This window comes from Bartonella sp. MR100HLJHH (assembly GCF_042194215.1).
Lineage (GTDB): Bacteria > Pseudomonadota > Alphaproteobacteria > Rhizobiales > Rhizobiaceae > Bartonella > Bartonella grahamii.
Window position 1 is genome coordinate 1 of sequence record NZ_JBHIMR010000002.1, and the last position, 19,597, is coordinate 19,597.

Annotated in this window: 19 protein-coding genes and 1 pseudogene; 7 read left to right on the forward strand and 13 right to left on the reverse strand. The window is 37.9% G+C overall.

Going from position 1 to position 19,597, the window contains the following annotated elements; translation table 11 throughout:
• Positions 1–232: 232 nt before the first annotated feature.
• The 12 genes from ACFIJ7_RS01230 to ACFIJ7_RS01285 all read right to left on the reverse strand — a co-directional run bounded on the left by ACFIJ7_RS01230 (position 233) and on the right by ACFIJ7_RS01285 (position 7,869).
• Positions 233–991, reverse strand: a complete 759-nt coding sequence (locus ACFIJ7_RS01230; protein ID WP_375644420.1) for a type IV secretion system protein — start codon at positions 989–991, stop codon at positions 233–235.
• Positions 988–3,459 (reverse strand): VirB4 family type IV secretion/conjugal transfer ATPase, encoded by a 2,472-nt coding sequence (locus ACFIJ7_RS01235; RefSeq protein ID WP_375644421.1) that lies wholly within the window; start codon positions 3,457–3,459, stop codon positions 988–990. The genes ACFIJ7_RS01230 and ACFIJ7_RS01235 overlap by 4 nt, the downstream gene beginning before the upstream one ends.
• Before the next feature lie 2 nt (positions 3,460–3,461).
• Positions 3,462–3,770 carry a type IV secretion system protein VirB3 gene (locus tag ACFIJ7_RS01240; RefSeq protein ID WP_375632819.1) on the reverse strand — a complete coding sequence of 103 codons (309 nt, stop codon included), beginning with the start codon at positions 3,768–3,770 and terminating at the stop codon, positions 3,462–3,464.
• A 12-nt stretch (positions 3,771–3,782) separates the two neighbouring features.
• On the reverse strand, positions 3,783–4,094 hold the full coding sequence (locus ACFIJ7_RS01245; protein ID WP_375632821.1) for a conjugal transfer protein: 312 nt from the start codon (positions 4,092–4,094) through the stop codon (positions 3,783–3,785).
• 240 nt (positions 4,095–4,334) lie between these two features.
• Positions 4,335–4,655 carry a VirB2 family type IV secretion system major pilin TrwL gene (gene trwL / locus ACFIJ7_RS01250; RefSeq protein WP_375644422.1) on the reverse strand — a complete coding sequence of 107 codons (321 nt, stop codon included), beginning with the start codon at positions 4,653–4,655 and terminating at the stop codon, positions 4,335–4,337.
• 77 nt (positions 4,656–4,732) lie between these two features.
• Positions 4,733–5,050: a VirB2 family type IV secretion system major pilin TrwL gene (trwL, locus tag ACFIJ7_RS01255; RefSeq protein ID WP_375644423.1), complete on the reverse strand. Its 318-nt coding sequence runs from the start codon at positions 5,048–5,050 to the stop codon at positions 4,733–4,735.
• 77 nt (positions 5,051–5,127) lie between these two features.
• On the reverse strand, positions 5,128–5,445 hold the full coding sequence (gene trwL / locus ACFIJ7_RS01260) for a VirB2 family type IV secretion system major pilin TrwL (protein WP_375644424.1): 318 nt from the start codon (positions 5,443–5,445) through the stop codon (positions 5,128–5,130).
• Positions 5,446–5,518: 73 nt separating this feature from the next.
• The gene (trwL, locus tag ACFIJ7_RS01265) at positions 5,519–5,839 is read right to left on the reverse strand and encodes a VirB2 family type IV secretion system major pilin TrwL (protein WP_375644425.1); all 321 of its coding nucleotides are present in this window, start codon (positions 5,837–5,839) and stop codon (positions 5,519–5,521) included.
• 73 nt (positions 5,840–5,912) lie between these two features.
• On the reverse strand, positions 5,913–6,236 hold the full coding sequence (gene trwL / locus ACFIJ7_RS01270; RefSeq protein ID WP_375644426.1) for a VirB2 family type IV secretion system major pilin TrwL: 324 nt from the start codon (positions 6,234–6,236) through the stop codon (positions 5,913–5,915).
• Positions 6,199–6,498 carry a KorA family transcriptional regulator gene (korA, locus tag ACFIJ7_RS01275; RefSeq protein WP_015857010.1) on the reverse strand — a complete coding sequence of 100 codons (300 nt, stop codon included), beginning with the start codon at positions 6,496–6,498 and terminating at the stop codon, positions 6,199–6,201. The genes trwL (ACFIJ7_RS01270) and korA overlap by 38 nt, the downstream gene beginning before the upstream one ends.
• Before the next feature lie 124 nt (positions 6,499–6,622).
• Positions 6,623–7,255, reverse strand: a complete 633-nt coding sequence (locus ACFIJ7_RS01280; protein ID WP_375644427.1) for a TrwN protein — start codon at positions 7,253–7,255, stop codon at positions 6,623–6,625.
• On the reverse strand, positions 7,255–7,869 hold the full coding sequence (locus tag ACFIJ7_RS01285) for a hypothetical protein (RefSeq protein WP_375644428.1): 615 nt from the start codon (positions 7,867–7,869) through the stop codon (positions 7,255–7,257). Before ACFIJ7_RS01285 ends, ACFIJ7_RS01280 begins: the two co-directional genes overlap by 1 nt.
• A gap of 128 nt (positions 7,870–7,997) precedes the next feature.
• Between ACFIJ7_RS01285 and ACFIJ7_RS01290 the strand changes: the two genes are divergently transcribed.
• Positions 7,998–8,285, forward strand: a complete 288-nt coding sequence (locus ACFIJ7_RS01290) for an H-NS family nucleoid-associated regulatory protein (protein ID WP_375635480.1) — start codon at positions 7,998–8,000, stop codon at positions 8,283–8,285.
• A 1,535-nt stretch (positions 8,286–9,820) separates the two neighbouring features.
• On the opposite strand, the gene ACFIJ7_RS01295 is transcribed toward ACFIJ7_RS01290, so the two are convergent.
• A complete protein-coding gene (locus ACFIJ7_RS01295; RefSeq protein ID WP_375644429.1) occupies positions 9,821–11,098 on the reverse strand; it encodes a ubiquinone biosynthesis hydroxylase in 1,278 nt (425 codons plus the stop codon).
• Positions 11,099–11,830: 732 nt separating this feature from the next.
• Between ACFIJ7_RS01295 and ACFIJ7_RS01300 the strand changes: the two genes are divergently transcribed.
• The 6 genes and pseudogenes from ACFIJ7_RS01300 (at position 11,831) to ACFIJ7_RS01325 (ending at position 19,595) form a co-directional block, all read left to right on the forward strand.
• Positions 11,831–14,272: a DNA translocase FtsK 4TM domain-containing protein gene (locus tag ACFIJ7_RS01300; protein WP_375644430.1), complete on the forward strand. Its 2,442-nt coding sequence runs from the start codon at positions 11,831–11,833 to the stop codon at positions 14,270–14,272.
• 715 nt (positions 14,273–14,987) lie between these two features.
• A pseudogene (locus tag ACFIJ7_RS01305) lies at positions 14,988–15,252 on the forward strand (DNA translocase FtsK); the annotation flags it as partial.
• A gap of 122 nt (positions 15,253–15,374) precedes the next feature.
• The gene (locus ACFIJ7_RS01310) at positions 15,375–15,983 is read left to right on the forward strand and encodes an outer membrane lipoprotein carrier protein LolA (protein WP_375635483.1); all 609 of its coding nucleotides are present in this window, start codon (positions 15,375–15,377) and stop codon (positions 15,981–15,983) included.
• A 30-nt stretch (positions 15,984–16,013) separates the two neighbouring features.
• Positions 16,014–16,823, forward strand: a complete 810-nt coding sequence (locus ACFIJ7_RS01315; protein ID WP_375644431.1) for an exodeoxyribonuclease III — start codon at positions 16,014–16,016, stop codon at positions 16,821–16,823.
• Between the two features lie 67 nt (positions 16,824–16,890).
• Positions 16,891–18,372 carry an efflux transporter outer membrane subunit gene (locus ACFIJ7_RS01320; protein ID WP_375644432.1) on the forward strand — a complete coding sequence of 494 codons (1,482 nt, stop codon included), beginning with the start codon at positions 16,891–16,893 and terminating at the stop codon, positions 18,370–18,372.
• Complete coding sequence (locus ACFIJ7_RS01325) at positions 18,369–19,595, forward strand: efflux RND transporter periplasmic adaptor subunit (protein WP_375644433.1); 1,227 nt, start codon at positions 18,369–18,371, stop codon at positions 19,593–19,595. Before ACFIJ7_RS01320 ends, ACFIJ7_RS01325 begins: the two co-directional genes overlap by 4 nt.
• The last annotated feature ends 2 nt before the right edge of the window (positions 19,596–19,597 follow it).

Consider the following 19,597-nt stretch of genomic DNA (forward strand, 5'->3'; position numbering starts at 1 on the left):
GATCAATTTTATTGAAAAGTTGCGTGAACACTGTAAAGTCCATGGAATTCCTCTTTAACGAATTTTCAACTTTTTATATGATTTTTAAGCATTTTTCGTTGAGTTTTTTAGGATAGAATTAAATTTCGTAGATCTTTTCAGTCTATGAGAGAGAACTGAATATTACGCACCAACCTTTGCTTTTTACGAGCATATAGGAAAAATAATACACGAAATATTGTTATAAAAAGCCTTATCTAATAAATCTTATGGTAGGCATTTTCGTGTTTTTACTATTCAAAATTTTTATGTTATGTTTGTCCTTCTGCTGTTTGATAAGTGTATATTCAGCATTGCGTAAATGTGTGACCATTTGTAGTTTTGCTGTTTCATTTTGTAGCATAGCGAGCATTCCAATTATATGTGCTTGTAACTCAGCAATACTTTTTAGATCTTTTGTTGTCTTGATTTCGTTTAATAGTTCTTCAATTTGCTGAAAACGATTATTTGCTTCTTCAAAAGTCTTTAGACTTACGGCTTTATCAGTGATGGCTGCATATTGGCTACGCTTGTTGATAAAACTGCTAGATTCATGGACAGAGATAGGAATTTCTTCTTCTTTTAAAATATTTTTAAGTGATGTAGTTAGAGCAGAAGATTTATTTCTATTGTAGAGCGTCTCCGGATTTTTGAGGAAAAAACTGCTGTGATCTGTTTGTGCATTTTTAAGTTTTTTAGTGTCGAACTTTTGGTTTCCCGTTATAGATTCCTGTATCTTTTTTACTTCCTCAAGTTGTTTTTTTAGTGTTTCGAGAAGTGGGTCAGCTGGCGCTTCCTTTTGTTGTGGAGGTTCTTTAGGCGTTGTTTCACGTGACTTTCCAAAAAAATTGGGCCACGCCGTTGGAACTGTTGCTGACAAATCTGCCGCTCCAGCGCCAAAAGTCCAAGCCATGGCTGGGTCTGAAATCCCTAAAGTTATTACAACTACTATTGGAATGAGCTTTTTTTTCATGTTTCCCTCCTGTCATTTTTTGCGTGCTGTAAGAAAATTGGTAACCATATTGCCGGATCATCACCAACTTCCGCGATAATGCTTTCGGCTAATTCTGCGTTATCTGGTGTACCTGATAACACCAAGAGCTCGTCACTAAAGTCGTGTTCGATGGTTTTTCCACCGCTTGTCAGATGGAATTTACCAAGATTCAGTTCTGCAAGCGCAGATTGATCACCCTGCTTAATGAGGAATTGGCGACTAAACTCACCAAGTCCTTTAACGAGTTCAAATTCTGTATCTGTTAGTTTAAAGCCTTTTGTATAATCTTCATAGTTTGCCTTGGGGTTGGCTAGAAAAATGTAAGTCGCACACTGTTGAATGAGTGTTTTGGCAATATTACTTTCCAAGGCATCGCTAGGCTCTTGTGTTGCGTAAACAAAAATACCATTTTGTTTACGGATAGTCTTTTGCTTATTTTTCGCCAAATCTTCAAAGTACGGATCTTGCAAAGGCTTCCAAAACTCATCAAAGATATACATAAATCGCTGTCCGCTAATCATGCCTTCTGTGCGGTAAAGCAAATACATCATCACTGGGGTGCGAGTTTCAAAATTATCTAAAAATTCCGTGATATCAAAGCCGTAAATTTGATGTGTTGAGAGATCAAGAGCATCATGGGGATTATCAAATAACCATCCATAATCACCACCTTCACACCATTTTAGTAAGCGAGCATGAACAGATGGGTGAGCATTATAATCACTTAAACGTGGATTTGGTAAAAATTGTATCAGAAAGGACAAACGACGGAGTGATTGGTCAATGTTACTGCTCATAACAGACATAACCGCTTTGTTAATTTCTTCCTCGTCGTGATGCGTGACCTCACCACCAGCTTCTGCCAATTTTTTAACAAATTGTTTCAGAAAAATCAGATTTTCTTGTGTGGGTGGGAGTTGGAAAGGATTGAAACCACTTTTCCTGCCTGGCTTGAATGTTAAATATTTTCCACCCATCGCTCGAATGGCAATTTCCATACCACGATCTTTATCAAAAACAACCGTTGTCGGCTTAAATTTTTGTGCTTGTGCTACCAAAAAGCCGAGTAACACGGTTTTACCGGAACCAGATTGTCCGATAAGTGCGGTATTACCGAGCAAACGTTTATCTGTTGAGTCCTCTTCAAGTTTGGAGGCATGAAAGTTGAAATAAAGCGGTGTTTTACTGGTTGTTTTAAGAATTGTGACGGCTGGACCCCACGGGTTGCCAGTGGGTTTTCCTGACATAAAATTATGAAAAGATGAAAATGACAAAAAGTTCAATGATGTAATCGGAGCAGGACGTGGTCTCCATTTCCAATTGCCAGGAAGTTGTGCCCAATAGCCAGCCTCTATCGCTAAGTCTACAGGTTTGGGCAGTACCGCAACGTCTAGTAATGCTGCACTTGCTTTAGCCATATGGTCGCGAACTTGTTGAATTGTATCACCATAGATAGTCAATGTGCAGTGATGTTCTCCCATGACAAAATGCCCGCTAATAAGCTGGTTTAGTGCTTCGTCAATTTGTTCAATTTGGCTCGTTGCCACATCTCGTGCATCAATAAGGTTACGCTGATGCCGTTGTAAATAGTCTTTAGCAGCATGTCGGGAGAGCACCGAAAAGCTCTGCGTCAATACGAACTCGAAGTCACTTTCCAACAAAACATTTAATTGTCCTGGTTTGGTTGTTGCATCATATTCTTTAATTTCCAGCATTCCAAATCGACGCATTCCACTGGTTGTTCGCAATTCACCAAGAGCACCCCATTTTGAGAAAAAAGGCCGATTGATAGACATATAGTCAGAAAAACGGTCATGGCAAATTGGCATGGGGCGATATTCACCATTGACAAGCATTCCAAGGAACTCAAGTGCAGAAGAATAAGCATGCCCATTTTTTTCATAAGCACCAAGAAGTTCTGCACCGTAACGGTTTAAAGATTGGCCTAAAGTACGATTGATGTCATTGAGTTCCTTGATACATGAGTCTTGTCGCATCTTTTTTTGATCAAGCGTTTCACGTTCATGTTTAGAAAAGAACGACATAATTTTATCCGCTATCGGTTGAAAAACGACAGTCAGATATAAATCATTGACCATCAAATTATAACCAGTAAAGCTTTGCCGATATTTTTCATCAAGTTGATAGCAAAACATTTGATCAAATGTTGAATCAGGATATTCATAAACACGGCGACGCACAATATGTGTCCAAAATGATAAATTGGCTGATGCAATACCCCGTAGAGTATTGTTAAGCTCTTTTATCCATTGAAAAATATCTTCTTCTGAAGCGCTTTGATGTGAACGCCCGTCAATCTTCCAAATCGATAAATATTCCGCATTTTTAGTAGAGATAATCGTATCTGTAATATGATGTGAATAAGGCAGAAACAGGCTTACAGGTGTCTCTGATGCAAGGCGTTTGCTACTTTCAACAGCTGTCATGTTTATCTCCTTTTACTATAATCAGAGGGACTATAACTTGATGCGCCCCAAAAACCTTTGTTGCGATTGCGAAATTTAGTATCGATCCATAACCACCAGATACGAAACGCCTTATCATCGTTTTTAGTAATTTGCACCATAATGAACCATAATGGAGGTGCTATAATCCACAAAAAGACACTTACTGTCATAGCAATAACAGCGACCCCCATAACCATAACGATAAATGGCATCATGGGGACACCCCATATAGTTGGAACACGTGTTGCTCCTTTGAATAGGGGGAATTCTTTTTGTTCTTGTGATTTCATGGGGTGCTCTTGTCAGTGGAGGTGAAATAATATGTGGCTAATATAAAAGGCTGCACCAGCAATAATGACGCTGAAGGCCCATCGTATAAATGTAGCTCTTGCGATGATGCGAAATATATAAATAAGCAAAAGAAATAAAAGAATAATGATGGCGACGATAGGAATGATTATACTTAATCCATATTGCATTCCTATGAAGGCATCCAAGCTCTCAGTTTCCGTCTGAGCATATGCAGATTGCGTTATTAATAACATCATTGAAGTGATAATAATAACATTAATCTTGTTGCACGTCTTCGCTTGAAACGTATTTGATTGTTTCATATTCTTTATCCCCTTTTAATTAAAGTTGCTATAAACAATATTCCTTTTTTCAGTATGGCTACATTATTACTGGTACACACCTATAATCGATGGATATTAAAAACATTACGTATTATACTGGATTCACGAATTACCTTTCAATAATATTGCAGTAACTTTTGTTGTAGAGGGCACGATAATAATACTGATTGTCTATCGTATAAACGTATCGTGTTATACTATTTGTAATTGATGCCATTATCACGCTGTTTTAAATAGCAGAGTAACAAGTTGGGTTGCAGAACCTGCGATAACAACACCGATTGCCCACCGTACAAATGTGTCTTTTCCGATGTAGCGTCCTGCATAACCAATCGCTAAGCACAACAGTATAACGGCAGCAGCAATAGGAATAATCGCTTTCAAGTCTGTCTGTAAGCCTTCTAAAGCGCCCTCTGCATTTTTTAAAACACTCGCTTTGGCAGCGTAAGCAGAATTATTCATAAAGAACGCAGTCATAGCAGCAGAAATTGCGATGATTTTGTTGTTACTTTTCGATTGAACACTAATTAATTTTTGCATATTTCACTCTTATTAAAATCTAGATAATATTTTTATATAAATAAACATATTGTATTTACGATTTATAATTAATTCCATTATGGCTTAAATAGCAGTGAAACAAGTTGGGCTGCAGAACCTGCGATGACAACACCAATTGCCCACCGCACAAAAGTATCTTTTTCAATATAGCGTCCTGCATAACCAATTGCTAAGCATAATAGTATAATAGCAGCAGCAATAGGTATAATCTTCTGAATATCGCCCTGTAAACCTTCTAAAGCTTTCTCTGCATTTGTTAAAACGCTTGCGTTGGCGGCGTAAGCAGAATTATTTATAAAGAACGCAGTCATAGCAGCAGAAATTGCGATGATTTTGTTGTTATTTTTCGATTGAATACTAGTTAATTTTTGCATATTTCACTCTTATTAAAATCTAGATAATACTTTTATATAAATAAACATATCGTATTTACGATTTATAATTAATTCCATTATGGCTTAAATAGCAGAGTAACAAGTTGGGTTGCAGAACCTGCGATGACAACACCGATTGCCCACCGTACAAATGTGTCTTTTCCGATGTAGCGTCCTGCATAACCAATTGCTAAGCACAACAATATAACGGCAGCAGCGATAGGGATAATAACTTTTAAGTCTGTCTGTAACTCTGTTAGAGCATTTTTTGCATTTGTTAAAGTTTTTGCGGCTTGTGCATGAGAAGAACTATTCATAAAGAACGCAGTCATAGCAGCAGAAATTGCGATGATTTTGTTGTTACTTTTCGATTGAATACTAGTTAATTTTTGCATATTTCACTCTTATTAAAATCTAGATAATATTTTTATATAAATAAACATATTGTATTTATAATTAATGCCATTATTACGTTGTTTTAAATAGCAGTGTAACAAGTTGGGTTGCAGAACCTGCGATGACAACCCCGATTGCCCACCGTACAAATGTGTCTTTTCCGATGTAGCGTCCTGCATAACCAATTGCTAAACATAAAAGTATAACGGCAGCAGCGATAGGTATAATCACTTTTAAGTCTGCCTGTAACTCTGTTAGAGCAGTCGATGCATTTTTTAAAACGGCTGCTTGTTGTGCATAAGCAGAACTATTCATAAAGAACGCAGCCATAGCTGCAGAAATTGTGATGATTTTGTTGTTACTTTTCGATTGAACACTAATTAACTTTTGCATATTTCACTCTTATTAAAATCTAGATAATATTTTTATATAAATAAACATATTGTATTTATAATTAATGCCATTATTACGTTGTTTTAAATAGCAGTGTAACAAGTTGGGTTGCAGAACCTGCGATGACAACCCCGATTGCCCACCGTACAAATGTGTCTTTTCCGATGTAGCGTCCCGCATAACCAATTGCTAAGCACAAGAGGATAACGGCAGCAGCAACAGGGATAATCACTTTTAAATCTGTCTGTAAATCCGTTAGAGCTTTCGATGCATTTGTTAAAGTGTTTGCTTGGGCTTGTGCATGAGCTGAACTACCCATAAAAAACACAGTTAAAGCTGCAGACAATGCAGCAATTTTATTACGAGCTGTTGTGTGAAGAATATTTAATTGTTTCATGTTCTTTATCCTGATTAAGATTAAAACTCCCACAAATGACCCCTCGTTCATGAAGAAACTTAAAGAGATATTTTGGATCAGCCCAAGTTCTTAGTTTTCCTCTTTGTGTAAGTAACGTATATTTATTTGGCTTTCCGGTGATTGGATCATCGGAAATAAACGTGAAATACCATTCTCTTTCTGAAAGCATCACGACTGTAATCTCACGTGCTGCTTTTTGACTAAATGCTATATCAACGCTGTTTTGTTCTATCATTTTCATTATCTTTGCCCTCAATTAGAAGAGATTTTATCCAATCTTACTAATTAGAGCTTTAACATTTTCTTAGCTACCGTTCATTATAATATCCTATCAAAATTCTAGGGTTTCGTGAAAATATCAGTTGTCACTCTAGCGAGCCTCTCGATGAAGAAGAATTTTCAGCCGAAAAAGCATCGCTGGTGCCACTTTCTTTATGTGTAAATGCATCTTCCTCTCCTCTTGAAGAGGGAGGAAGAGAATCTACGTTAGTTGTCTGTTCTGGTTCTTCTTTTTTAAGCTTTACAGGCTCCTGCAAATCTTCATTTCCTCGTACAGCAGCTTTTACTCCAATATATGAAGTAACTTTCTGTATAGAGGTGTGGTTTGAGTTTTCTGTGTTGTAAAAATTTAGCACAGATTGCAAAGTCGCTTTTTCAAAGATGCACTTTGATGTTGTTTGTTCATAGCAGTAAGTTAAAGCGCTTTGTACAGCTGTAAGATTTCTGCAAAAACCAAATGCATCAAAAAGAGAAAACAATTTCACATTTCCAACACCAATTTGCCCTAAAATTATGTTAAAATTATGTTTGCTCTGTCTAAACTGTTCAGTTGTTGCGATTGTTTCCTTAAGCTGAGATGATTGATAGAAGAAGTTATCTTTATCATCTGTTATATAGACATTGTCCCGCGCTTCTTGTTCGGCGATAACTGAAAATGTTATGGGAGGCGTATTGGATATGTATGCAGCAGCAAAAAATGTGAAATCTGGAACAATCATTAGCAATACACCTTATTATGAAAAATTTTATTAATACAAATGCTAATTCTTTGTGGTGCGTTTTTTCGTTGTCTTTTGATTTTATAAATTTGCAGAACGAAATTGTTTAGCGTAGAATATTCCCTGTGATTACTGTTTTGTTCTCTTCTAAGAATATTTCTAATATATGCGAATATCCAACCAACAAGATAAAAGTGTGGAATAAAATAGAGCACATTACGCCAACCAATATTATTGGAATCACGAAAAAATGCGCTGCTTTTAAAAAATAATAATCTTTGATACTGTATTGAAGCTGCTTGTTTTATATAATTTTCTAGTTGCAAAAATCTTTTCAAAAAAAATTTATACGAAGTAAAAATCCGTTGTGTATGAGGGGAGGTTTTATTGTCATAATGAACCACACTATCATTATACAGAGAGGGCTTGTTCTTTGTTGCGTATTGCCATAACTTATAGAGTGACGATTTATATTTACTTTTGGCTACTGATTCATGAGAGTCAGAGAGGTGTGATGGTGTTTGAGCACTGCATTTAGTAGTTCCAGCGATTGAACTGAAAAAAGATGCAGTGGTGGTAATTGATGTACCAATAAACAGTTCTTTGTGGTCCAAAGCACATCTCCGTCAAAGTGATATATGTATCGTAATTTTAATTTCGATAATAAATAGACGAAAATTGTCTATAATTGTGTTTAAAATATGGCAAGAAAAAATTCTTTTTTGCAAGGGGAGTAATTAAGGTGAATGATCTCAAAAATATGAATTTTGATGAACTACAAGAGATGCGTACACAAATCGATATGGAATTAAAAAAACGGCAAGCAAAGGAAAAGCAAAATGCGCGACGAAAAATTCTTGAAATTGCTAATGCCCATGGAATTGATATCGCTGATCTTGTGAGCAAAGAGCGCCATTATAGAAATCCCAATAACCAATGGGAATTATGGAATGGGCGTGGACGTAGGCCTAAGTGGATTAAAGAGTGGTTGGAGAATGGGTATACACTTGATGAACTTGAAGTAACATAACACGTGTGCGATATTTACAAGATAAGGGAATACCAAGGAATGTAAATGTAAGAAGTATGCTCTTTTGGGTAATTTGATTGTATAGATATACTGAACGAATATATTAAAGTATTGAGTGATCAAATAAAATGATAGGGGGCATGAATAAATGTATTTAAATGAAAAAGGTCTTGTTGTTATAATCTGGCAAGCATAATGATGATGCCAGATTATAATATTGTAATTGCTTTTGGCATTTGAGAGAGGGGGATATTTTACTTCTTTTTATAGTTTTATTGACTCTTTACAAAAGTGGTCGAAATGAGAATAATTTATTGCATGGGGATTTTCACTTAATATGTAAAATGATAATTTTATCAATTAATAAGTTAATAAATTAGCATACTTATATTTTTGAAATATTGTTCTGTAGAACAAGCCTGATGTTATAGATTTTGTTTGGTCTTTTTTCTGTAAGATTATATATGAGGCATTTACTTTATTTATCGTTCGTTTTGTTGAGATGAGTGAGTGTGTAGGAAATGAAAAATTTTTATGGCTGTTATGGGGTTTATAGAATTTATGACATATTTCTGAGCGTTTGTGATTAAAATTCATTTATGAGCATTTATGAATAATGAATAAAGAGCTTATTTGAAAATAAAAGGATTGAGTCATTTCTATTGCGGTTTATCTTCTTTTATGGTGTGAAATAGGGGGGGTGATATGCAAGTTTACAATTGTGTGTGATGGTATAGAGTACGGAACACTTTGTTATATATTAGAATATTTTTTCTAAAATCGTGTGGTATTCCACAATAAGTTAAAGGGTTAGTCTGAGGAACAGAATACCTCAAACAGAATACAGTTGTGTTACCAATTTACGTGCTTTTTTTAAAAGAAAAATTTTTCAATGCAACTAAGCTTATTTTATGGTGCTTCTCGTGAATAGTATAACGTAAAAGTCCCTATGATTACATAAAATCCATTTTGTACACCACCATTTTTATTTCAATAAAAAATATAAGCCGGCGCCATTATACACTTTACTCACCTCCAATGTTACTAAAGCTCTTAGTACTTGAGAGGGTAAGGATTTTTATTGCTGTTTTATTTATACGACACTCCTGCTTGTGATGTGCAAGTGAATGATTTTGATTGCTTCAACATGAGAGAGATTTGAATTAATGGTATTTTATGATCGTTAGATTTATCACTCAATATGAGAACAATGAATTTATTATTATAAATAAAATGTTGTGTGCTAAAAGGTCTTGTTTATTTCGTTATGACGTGAAATGGCTTCTTTTAAGGTGTGGTGATATAAGGCAACCTCTTTGAGACATTAAATGTTTTTTTTCAGTGCGTGGTGAATATTCTTAGAATGTATCTCGCTTGTCGAGTCTTATATTAAGTGAAATATGGCAGGAGGAAGTCAAGAGAAAATTACTCGACAGGAATCTGGTTTGTAAACAGATTGGATGAGATAGGAATTTTTTGTTCTTTGAAGGAGGGAGGCAAAGGTTGTAAAAAAGTGAAATAGGATGAATTTTTGCTTAAAGTGGGAAGCCGTGTAGAAGGCGTGGGGCATTTGGAGTGAGTCCGGCAGCTTCTTGGATGAAGTATTTTTTTATTTTTGGCGCTTGATTAACAATACCAAGGCCGGTATCGCGGAGCATCCGTAAAAGAAGGCTATCATTAGAAAAGAGTTTATTAAGCCAATCATTGCTTAAAGCCATACGGACAACTTCAAAACGTCTCCAGCTTTGATAGCGCTCTAAAGCAGTGAGGGAGCCAATGTCAAGACCTAGTCGTGCTGTTTCAATAATCACTTCAGCGAGGGCAGCGCTATCACGTAATCCTAAATTGAGTCCTTGTCCTGCAATGGGGTGGATGGTATGGGCGGCATCGCCAACGAGAGCAAAACGTGGTTTAACGCATTGACGTGTTAAAGAAAGACTCAAAGGAAAAGCTTGACGTTCGCCATTCCAAGAGAGTTTGCCTAATCGATGGCCAATGCGTCTTTCGAGTTCTGTTTCAAAAATAAGGGCATTAGCTTTGAGATAATATTGCGCAGTTTTATGATCTTCATTCCACACAATGGCAGATCGGTTGCCTTTGAGAGGGAGAAGAGCAAAAGGACCGGCAGGTAAAAAATGTTGAATTGCTTGACCATTATGGGGTTTTTCATGTTCAACTGTACAGATGATTGCTGTTTGTTTATAGGGATGAGAAAAGTTTTTAAGACCTGCTTTTTGGCGTAATTTCGAATGGGCTCCGTCGGCTGCAATAAGCAATTTTGTTTGCCAAACCTCTTCATTATTTAAAGTGACGGTTTTATGTTGGTCTTCTTGATGAAAATCAATGACACGCGTGTTTGCAATAACAGGGATATTGAGATCTTTGACACGTTTTTTTAAAGTGTTGATGAGTTCTCTCTGCTCTACCATAGCAGCAAAGGGCTCACCAGGGTTAATGTCGCCTTCAAAGGTTAAAAGAGTGGGTTTGACAGGGTCACTTGTGCTTGTATCTGTGATGATCATTGAATGAATGGGTTGCGCATAGGGTTTTATAGGTTCCCAACATTGTAATTGTTTTAACATACGAATAGAAGCAGCAGCAAGGGCAATGGTTCGTATGTTAGAAGCAGGAGTATCTTCTTGTGGAGCAGCATCAACGATTTTTATTTTCAGATTAGGGGCTGTTTGCTTGAGTGCTATCGCTAAGGTTAAACCGACAGCCGCTCCCCCTGCAATGAGAAGATCACATTGTTTTGTTTTATGAGATTTAATTTTTTTATTTGGTTTTACGTCTTTATTGCGATTAGAACACACAATATTTCTTCCATTGTTTACAGTTTGCTTTCTTTTAAAAAGAATATCTTTTTAAATTGCCTAAAATATCTTAACGTTTACTTTTCTCTCTGCTTTACAAAAACGAGGTTTCTGTTTGGCGCCAATCTGATGACAGATTGGTTTTTCAGAGTTCTTCTGCTTCATCATTTATGTGATTCATTTTACAGATTTATCGGATAAGCTGTTTTGAATGTCCTCTTCAATTCTTTTTACACTTGGTTGATAAAAAAGAAAACTAAAAATAAACAAAGATGATCGTATATTTTTTAAGTTGTATGAATTACTTTAGTATGCCTGTCCTGAAGGGGGATATTTAGTTAGTATGATAGATAAAAAATTGTGTTCATTCGTGATGGTTAAAACAGTATTCATATTTTGCCGTTATCATGATGTAGCGTAAAAAACATCATCTGTTTAGGAAGGTGCCTATAGGACCCATGTAAAACTTTACACATGAGGTGTTTTTTGGTTGATCGTGTGATAAATATCCTAGGAGAGCTTTTTGTGCGCCTTATGAAGGATTGTCTCTTAGGGTGGTGATATATGAATGATATGAAGTGGTTAGCAGGTAGAACGCGCTAGATAAGAAGTCGGATTATTTACAGGCTATTTTGTTTACAGATCGGCACAGAGTTTAAGCTTCACCCTTTTGTAAGAGAGAGGGAGTTATAACTCTTTAAAATATGAAAGTTTTGTATTTGGAATTGATAGATGCACCGAAGTTCTTCTCCTTATGATTCATTAGAAGTGCGAAATTCTCAAGGTTCGCGTCTTATTGAGATGTTTTTACGTCAGATAGGGGTATTTATTGGGCTTGGGCTTTTGGGCTTTATTATTTTTTGTGTGTTTGCTTTGGCGACGTGGAATGTTGCGGACCCATCTTTAACCCATGCAAGTACAAATGAGGTTACAAACCTTATGGGGTGGATGGGGGCAATTTTTTCAGATTTTATTATGCAGTTTTTTGGCTTGGCAAGTCTTGCTGTTTTGTTGCCGCCATTATTTTGGTCTTTTCTCTTGTTGGCGCAAAAGAATATCTACAATTTGACTTTGCGCTTTTTTTTATGGGTGCTATCAACAATTTGTTTTTTAATTGCTTTTGCCCTTATGTCACCTGTTGCTTCTTTTACTTATTGGCCATTGCCAATGGGATTGGGAGGGGTTTTAGGAGATAAAGCTTTAAGTGTTGCTTCTTCAGTCTTTCCTCTTTTTCTTTCTCCTCTTTACACGGTGTTTTTTAGTGTTGTTTTTATTCTTTTAGGTTTTTTCACTGCTGCTTTTGCTGGCAATGTGATATGGCGGCGTCGAACAAAGAAAAGAAAAGAAAAAAGCATTCCAAAAGACGCAATTGTTAATCCAGTTTTTGAATTGGAAGAAGATACGGAATATGCTGCAGAGGATGATCGTGAAAATCATGGTTTTTTTGCGACAACTTTTGGCGCTCTTTTACATCTTTTTTATTTTTTACAAGCGCGTTTCTTTCGTTTGTTCTGTTTCAAAAGCCGTTTTCAGAGTAAGGGGCAAGGAAAGTCATTTGATCGGATTGAGCCAACTTTTTTGGGTGAAAAAGTAAAGTGTGAGGAAAATCAAAATAAAGCCTATGTTTCTCCTGTTAAAAATCGAAAGTCTTTAACAGCTTCTTCAAATGGTGGTTTTGTTCTTCCTCTTGTAGATTATCTTTCGGTTCCACCACCGTCTGTTAGGGATGCAAAACTTTCTCCTGCTGTTTTAAGAGCAAATTCTCAGGAACTTGAAGGGGTTTTGTTAGATTTTGGAGTCAAGGGGCAAATTATTGATGCGTGTCCTGGACCGGTGGTAACTTTGTATGAATTTGAACCGGCTGCCGGCATTAAGTCTTCCCGTATTATTGGTTTGGCAGATGATATTGCACGCTCGATGCGTGCGATTTCGGCGCGTGTTGCGGTGGTTCCAGGGCGTAATGTGATTGGAATAGAATTGCCCAATGCAAAGCGTGAGATGGTTTATTTACGAGAAATGTTGCAGGCGCAAGAATTTATTGAAAGCAAAGCAAAATTAGGGCTTGCTTTGGGTAAGACAATCGGGGGGGAAGCTGTTATTGCAGATTTAGCAAAAATGCCCCATCTTTTGGTTGCTGGTACAACAGGATCGGGAAAGTCTGTTGCTATCAATACAATGATTTTATCATTGCTTTATCGGATGACACCTGAACAATGTCGTCTCATTATGGTGGACCCGAAAATGCTTGAGCTTTCGGTTTATGATGGCATTCCTCATTTATTAACGCCCGTGGTGACAGATCCTAAAAAAGCCGTGATTGCTTTAAAGTGGGCTGTTCGTGAAATGGAAGAGCGCTATAGTAAAATGTCAAAACTGGGCGTTCGTAATATTGATGGGTTTAATGCACGTCTTAGGGAAGCAGCAAGTCAGGGAGAGACAATGGCGCGGACAATTCAAGTGGGCTTTGATCATGAAACTGGTGAGCCTCTTTATGAAACGGAAACGCTTGATTTTAGTCCTATGCCCTATATTGTTGTTATTATTGATGAAATGGCTGATTTGATGATGGTTGCTGGTAAAGACATTGAAGGCGCGGTTCAACGCTTGGCACAAATGGCACGTGCTGCCGGTATCCATGTAATTATGGCGACACAGCGTCCTTCCGTCGATGTTATTACTGGAACGATTAAAGCCAATTTTCCTACACGTATTTCTTTTTCGGTGAGTTCAAAAATCGATAGCCGAACAATTTTAGGTGAACAGGGGGCTGAGCAATTATTGGGACAAGGAGATATGCTTTTTATGATGGGAGGAGGACGTGTTCAACGTGTGCATGGTCCTTTTGTTGCGGATGATGAAGTGGAGCAGGTTGTTGCGCATCTCAAAGCGCAAGCACGACCTGATTATTTGGAAACAATTACGCAAGAAGTTGAAGAGGATGGTGCTGATGTTTCTTTGGCTTCTCCTTCAGAAGATGATCCCTATAGTCAAGCTGTTGCTATTGTGCTTCGTGATCGTAAGGCTTCGACCTCTTATATTCAACGCCGTTTAGGCATTGGTTATAACCGTGCTGCGACATTGATTGAGAGGATGGAAGAAGAAGGTATCATTAGTCCAGCAAATCACGCAGGGAAACGAGAAATTTTAGTGCCTGCCGAAGAAGAACGCTTTTGAAAAATCTTTATAGTTGTTTTTATAATATCTTATAAAACAAGTGTTTATCCCACTTTATCGTAGAAATTCTGCATTTTCATACACCAGCTCTCGATTTGCGATAGCTCCTTGGCATTTGAGACTCTTTATAAGGGGATTCTTTATCTTATATAATTTTTATCCACACACCAACCTTGCTTGTAACGTGCAAGAAAATGATTTCAATTGATTCGATATGAGAAAGTATGTGATGAGAGAACCTTCCTGTATTTGGCGTTATGATTTAAGTTAAAAAGATAAATTATTATAAATCAATATCTTGGTATAAAATAATGTTATTGCGAATGTAGGGGTATAAAAGCATGTAAGGCTTGATATTTAAGTGTTTTTTTAGTGCGCTCTAAATATTGAGGGCAAGGCTTATCTGTCGAGCCTTATATAAATGAATCATATGGGGTGGGAAGCCAAGTGAAATCTGCTAAACTCCAAACTGTTTACAGACTGGTTCGGGTGAAAATTTTTATTCTTTTGGATTGGAAGGAAGTCAAAAAAGCATTTTTGCCACTTAAAAGAGTTTTCAGGTGCGTGAGTAATATGTTTAGTACTTAATCCGTTATGTATTGACTATAATTTATGTTGCTTCACAGATTAGGGGTGGGAAAGAATATATTATGCGTTTAGAAAATCAGCAGAAAAACGGGAAATTTGGATGCTTTCGGAAACTTAAACGCAGACTAATTATTTGGAAACGATACCGCAAGAAATAAAGAAGGATGTTTCTTTAGCTTTTTCTTTAGAAGATGATTCCTATAGTCAAGCTGTGGCAGTTGTACTTCGTGAACAGTAAGGCTTCGACTTCTTATATTCAACGCCGTTTAGGTATTGGTTATAATTGTGCCGCAACATTGATTGAAAGGATGGAAGGAGAAGGCATTATTAGTCCAGCAAATGATATGGGTAAGCGGAAAGTTTTGGGGACGGTCGAAGAAGAATACTTTTAAAAATCTTTTGATAGTTTTTTCAAACAATATCGTTATCTTATAAAGAAGGGTATTTATTCATCGTTGATTACTTAAGTTATAAATTATAAAGTCAATTAGGTATTGCTTGGGAGCATTTTTTTATGAAAACGTCTTTTTTGTCGCAAAGAAGAGTCTTTGGGTTGGTGGGAATTATTATCTTTTGGTGTTTAACTTTTCCTGTTTTTTCGCAAGCGTCTAATAAAGTGATAAAGGCGCAAAATGTTGTAAATCACTTTGCGGCAATCAAAACAATGACAGGTGATTTTATTCAGTTTAGTCCAAAGGGGAAAATGTCTCAGGGGACATTTTACCTAGAGCGTCCAGGGAAAATTCGTTTCATTTACAAAAAAATGCCCTTACAGATTATTGCAGATGGTCAATTTGTAGGTATTAACAATCGGGCTTTGAATACTTGGAACTTTTCACAACTTTCGCAAACGCCAATGAAGTTTCTGTTGGGTGATAAAATTGATGTATCTTCTGGGCGCTTGTTGGCATTTCGCGAAGATCCAGGGGCTGTGACGATTGTTCTGCGTGATAAAACGATTGGGGCAGGGCAAATAAGGATGGTTTTTGATTCTAAAGGCTCTGCTTTGCGCCAGTGGACAATTGTTGACCAACAAAATTTGGAAACTACTGTGCAGATTATGAATGTGCGGACGGACGTCCGCTTCGCTAATGGAATGTTTACACTTCCTTCAAAGAAATAGTGCTGTGTTATTTCATTGGGATTGAAATGGATGTTCTTTCGTATTGCAACTTGGAATATTAATTCTATTCGTTTGCGTCTTGCACAGGTTTTTCAGTATTTGGAACTCTTTTCCGCAGATGTTTTGTGTCTACAGGAAACAAAATGTCCAGATGCTTTATTTCCAGTGGAGGCTTTTGAAGCGGCGGGTTATAAGCATATCGCATTGAGTGGACAAAAATCTTATAACGGGGTGGCTATTGTTTCTCGGTTGCCTTTTAAAAAGTTAGAAAAGCGTTTCTTTTGCCAAAACCAAGATTGTCGCTATATCTCAGTTATTGTGGAAGCCCATGGGAGAAGCTTGCGGATTCATAATTTTTATGTTCCTGCTGGGGGAGATATTCCTGATGCTGATGTGAATGAAAAATTTCGGCATAAGCTTGATTTTTTAGAAGAAATGTCCTCCGTATGTGCGGATCAAGGAGATGGTCTTTCTTCTCTTTTGGTGGGCGATTTAAATATTGCTCCTTTGGCAGAGGATGTTTGGTCTCATCAGAAATTGTTGAAGGTTGTAAGCCATACTCCCATTGAAACCGAGCGTTTAAAAGCTTTATGCTGTCAAGGTGGATGGGTTGATCTGATGCGGTTACATATCCCTGTTCCTACCAAGCTTTACACATGGTGGAGTTATCGTGCACGCGATTGGGCATTTACCGATTATGGGCGGCGGCTTGACCATATTTGGTCTTCTCCTGATTTAGCACCTTTTGTTGTAGATCTTTCGATTTTTCGTGATGCGCGCGGATGGGAACGTCCTTCAGATCATATTCCTGTGCAAACTGTATTTGATTTTTCACGTTAAGTTTGAAATAAGAAGTAAATAAAGTATTAATATTAAATAATGATTCTGAAAGAATGCGGGAGACTAGATGTATATCAGAAATCTCAAAAGGGGCGCTTCTCGTGGATTACTTTCTAGTATCTTTTTGTGTTTGCTTTTGTCAGGATGTATGGTTGGTCCTAATTACCAGAAAACATCTTTTCGTGTTCCAGCAGGTTGGGGAGAAAAATCTGCACAGGCGTCTGGGCAGTCAGTTGCGCTTGCCGGATGGTGGCGGCGTTTGAATGACCCCGTTCTAGATGCGTTAATGGATTATGCGATTTCTGGAAATAATAATGTTGCTGTTGCCAAAGCTCGGGTACGTGAGGCGCGTGCGGGTTTAGGACAGGTTGTAGGAACTCTTTTGCCAAATGTGTCCAATTCAATTTCAGGAACCCGTAGTCATTCTGGACAGTCTGATGCATTGTTAAACCAATATCATAGTGGTTTTGATGCAAGCTGGGAGCTTGATTTTTTTGGTGGGTATAAACGAGCGGTTGAAGCAGCGCGTTATGGTCTTGATGCGGCTGTGGAAGATATGCGCGCTACCATGGTGACACTGTTAGGAGATGTGGCAACAAATTATGTGCAAATGCGTGGTTGGCAACAGAAGTTGTTGATTGTGCGGCAAATTGCTGTATCACAACGTAAAACCTATGAATTGATGCGCGCTAGATTAACAGCTGGTGATGTTTCTGAGCTTGATGTTTCAAATGCGCAAGCACAAATGGCAAATACAGAAGCAGATATATCACAGATGGAAGCGAATTTAGCAATGAGCGTTCATCGCCTTTCTGTCTTAACTGGTCGTGTGCCTACGGCATTGAAGGATCTTTTACAAAAAAATGCTAAACATGCAAAGATTCCACAACCACGCTGGCCGATACCAGCAGGAATTCCAGCCGATATTTTGTTAACACGTCCGGATTTGCGACGGGCAGAGCGTCAATACGCGCAAGCAACAGCGCGGATTGGTCAGCGTGAAGCAGATCGCTATCCATCACTTACTTTAACAGGTAATATTTCGACAGCCGCAACGGCGATTGATCAGTTATGGAAAAATTCAACGATTGGCTGGTCTTTTGGACCTGGTCTTCGTTTACCTCTTTTTAATGGAGGTCAGGTTGAGGCTTCTATTGCTGTTGCGCGTGCACAGCGTGATCAAGCTTTTATTACTTATCGGGCTGCTGTGTTGGGAGCTTTAGAAGATGTAGAAAATGCGCTGGTAAGATTAACTAAAGAACATCAACGCTTAGAAAAGCTAATCGTTGCGAATAAAGCTTCTCTTCATTCCTTAAAACTTTCACGGAGCCTTTTTGAGAATGGAAATACCAGTTTTCTTGAATTGTTAAACGCTGATCGCTCTTATTATTCTGCACAAATGGCACTTAAAGATAGCCGTGTTTCTTTGGTTACGCAATATATCACGTTGATGAAAGCATTGGGGGGGGGCTGGGATGGCGTTGTTGATGTATCACGTCCGGAAGTCGTTGATGGTGCACCTCGTTCGCGTGCAAAGGTAGGGAAATGAAAAAAAGTCTACTCAAAAATTTCATTACAAAACACAAAAAACTTTCCTTCTTTTTAACTGCCATATTCCTTCTTCTCTTGTTTTTATGGTTGCGTTCTGTTGTTTTTGGAACATCTAGCCCAACTTATATAACAGCGGTGGTGAAGCGTGGGGATATTGAGGAAAGTGTTTTAGCTTCTGGTCTTGTACGTCCTTATCGGTTGGTGGCTGTTGGTGCGCGTGCAACAGGGCGTGTGGTATCAATGCGCGTTTCTCCTGGGAGTGTTGTGAAAGAAGGCGATCTCTTGGCAGAAATTGATCCTACAGATCAAGAAAATGATTTAAAAAGAAAAAAAGCAGCATTATCTCACTATTATGCGAGTTTGGTAGAACAAGAAGCCCATCTTTCTCTTGCGCAGAAAAATTTAGCACGTCAGAAAAAAATGATCGAGTCACGTGCGGTTTCACGGGCTAATCTCGATGATGCTGCGACACAAGTAAAAATACGTGAGGCGCAAATTGCTCAACTTCAACAGCAGATTGTGCAAGCACAAATTGATGTGGATAGTGCAGAGGTCAATTTAGGTTATACACGCATCATTGCCCCTTCAGCGGGAACGGTTTTGGCAACAGTTGTGGAAGAAGGGCAGAATGTGAATGCAGTTCAGTCGGCGCCAACAATTGTTATTTTGGGCGATTTGTCAAAGATGACGATCAAGGCGCAAATCTCAGAAGCTGATGTTCTTAAAGTTCAGCCTGGACAACCACTTTATTTTACAGTTTTAGGGAATTCGCAGCGTCGTTATGAGGGCGTTTTAGAAAAGATAGAGCCTGCCCCTGAAGCAATTCGTGCTGATGTGAGTATTAACCCTGGTATGGTAGGGGGGTCTAGTGCTTTAATCTCATCAGCTATTTATTATAACGGAATTCTACATGTTGATAATGCGGACAATTTTTTGCGAACCTATATGACTGCTCAAGTTCATATTATCTTAGGGCGTGCTCAAAATGTCTTGTTGGTTCCAAGCGATGCTTTACGCGATGAGACAAAAGAGCATAAGGCGTGGGTTTCTGTTTTGGAGGGGGGAAACAAGGTGGTTACTAAACAGGTGAGCGTTGGATTGAATAATAAGGTGATGGCAGAGATTGTTTCAGGACTTAATGAGGGTGATGTCGTTATCACTGGCTCGCCTGATGGGGTGATGCCAGAACCTTCTGACGTGCATAGTGAAGACGAGATTTAAAC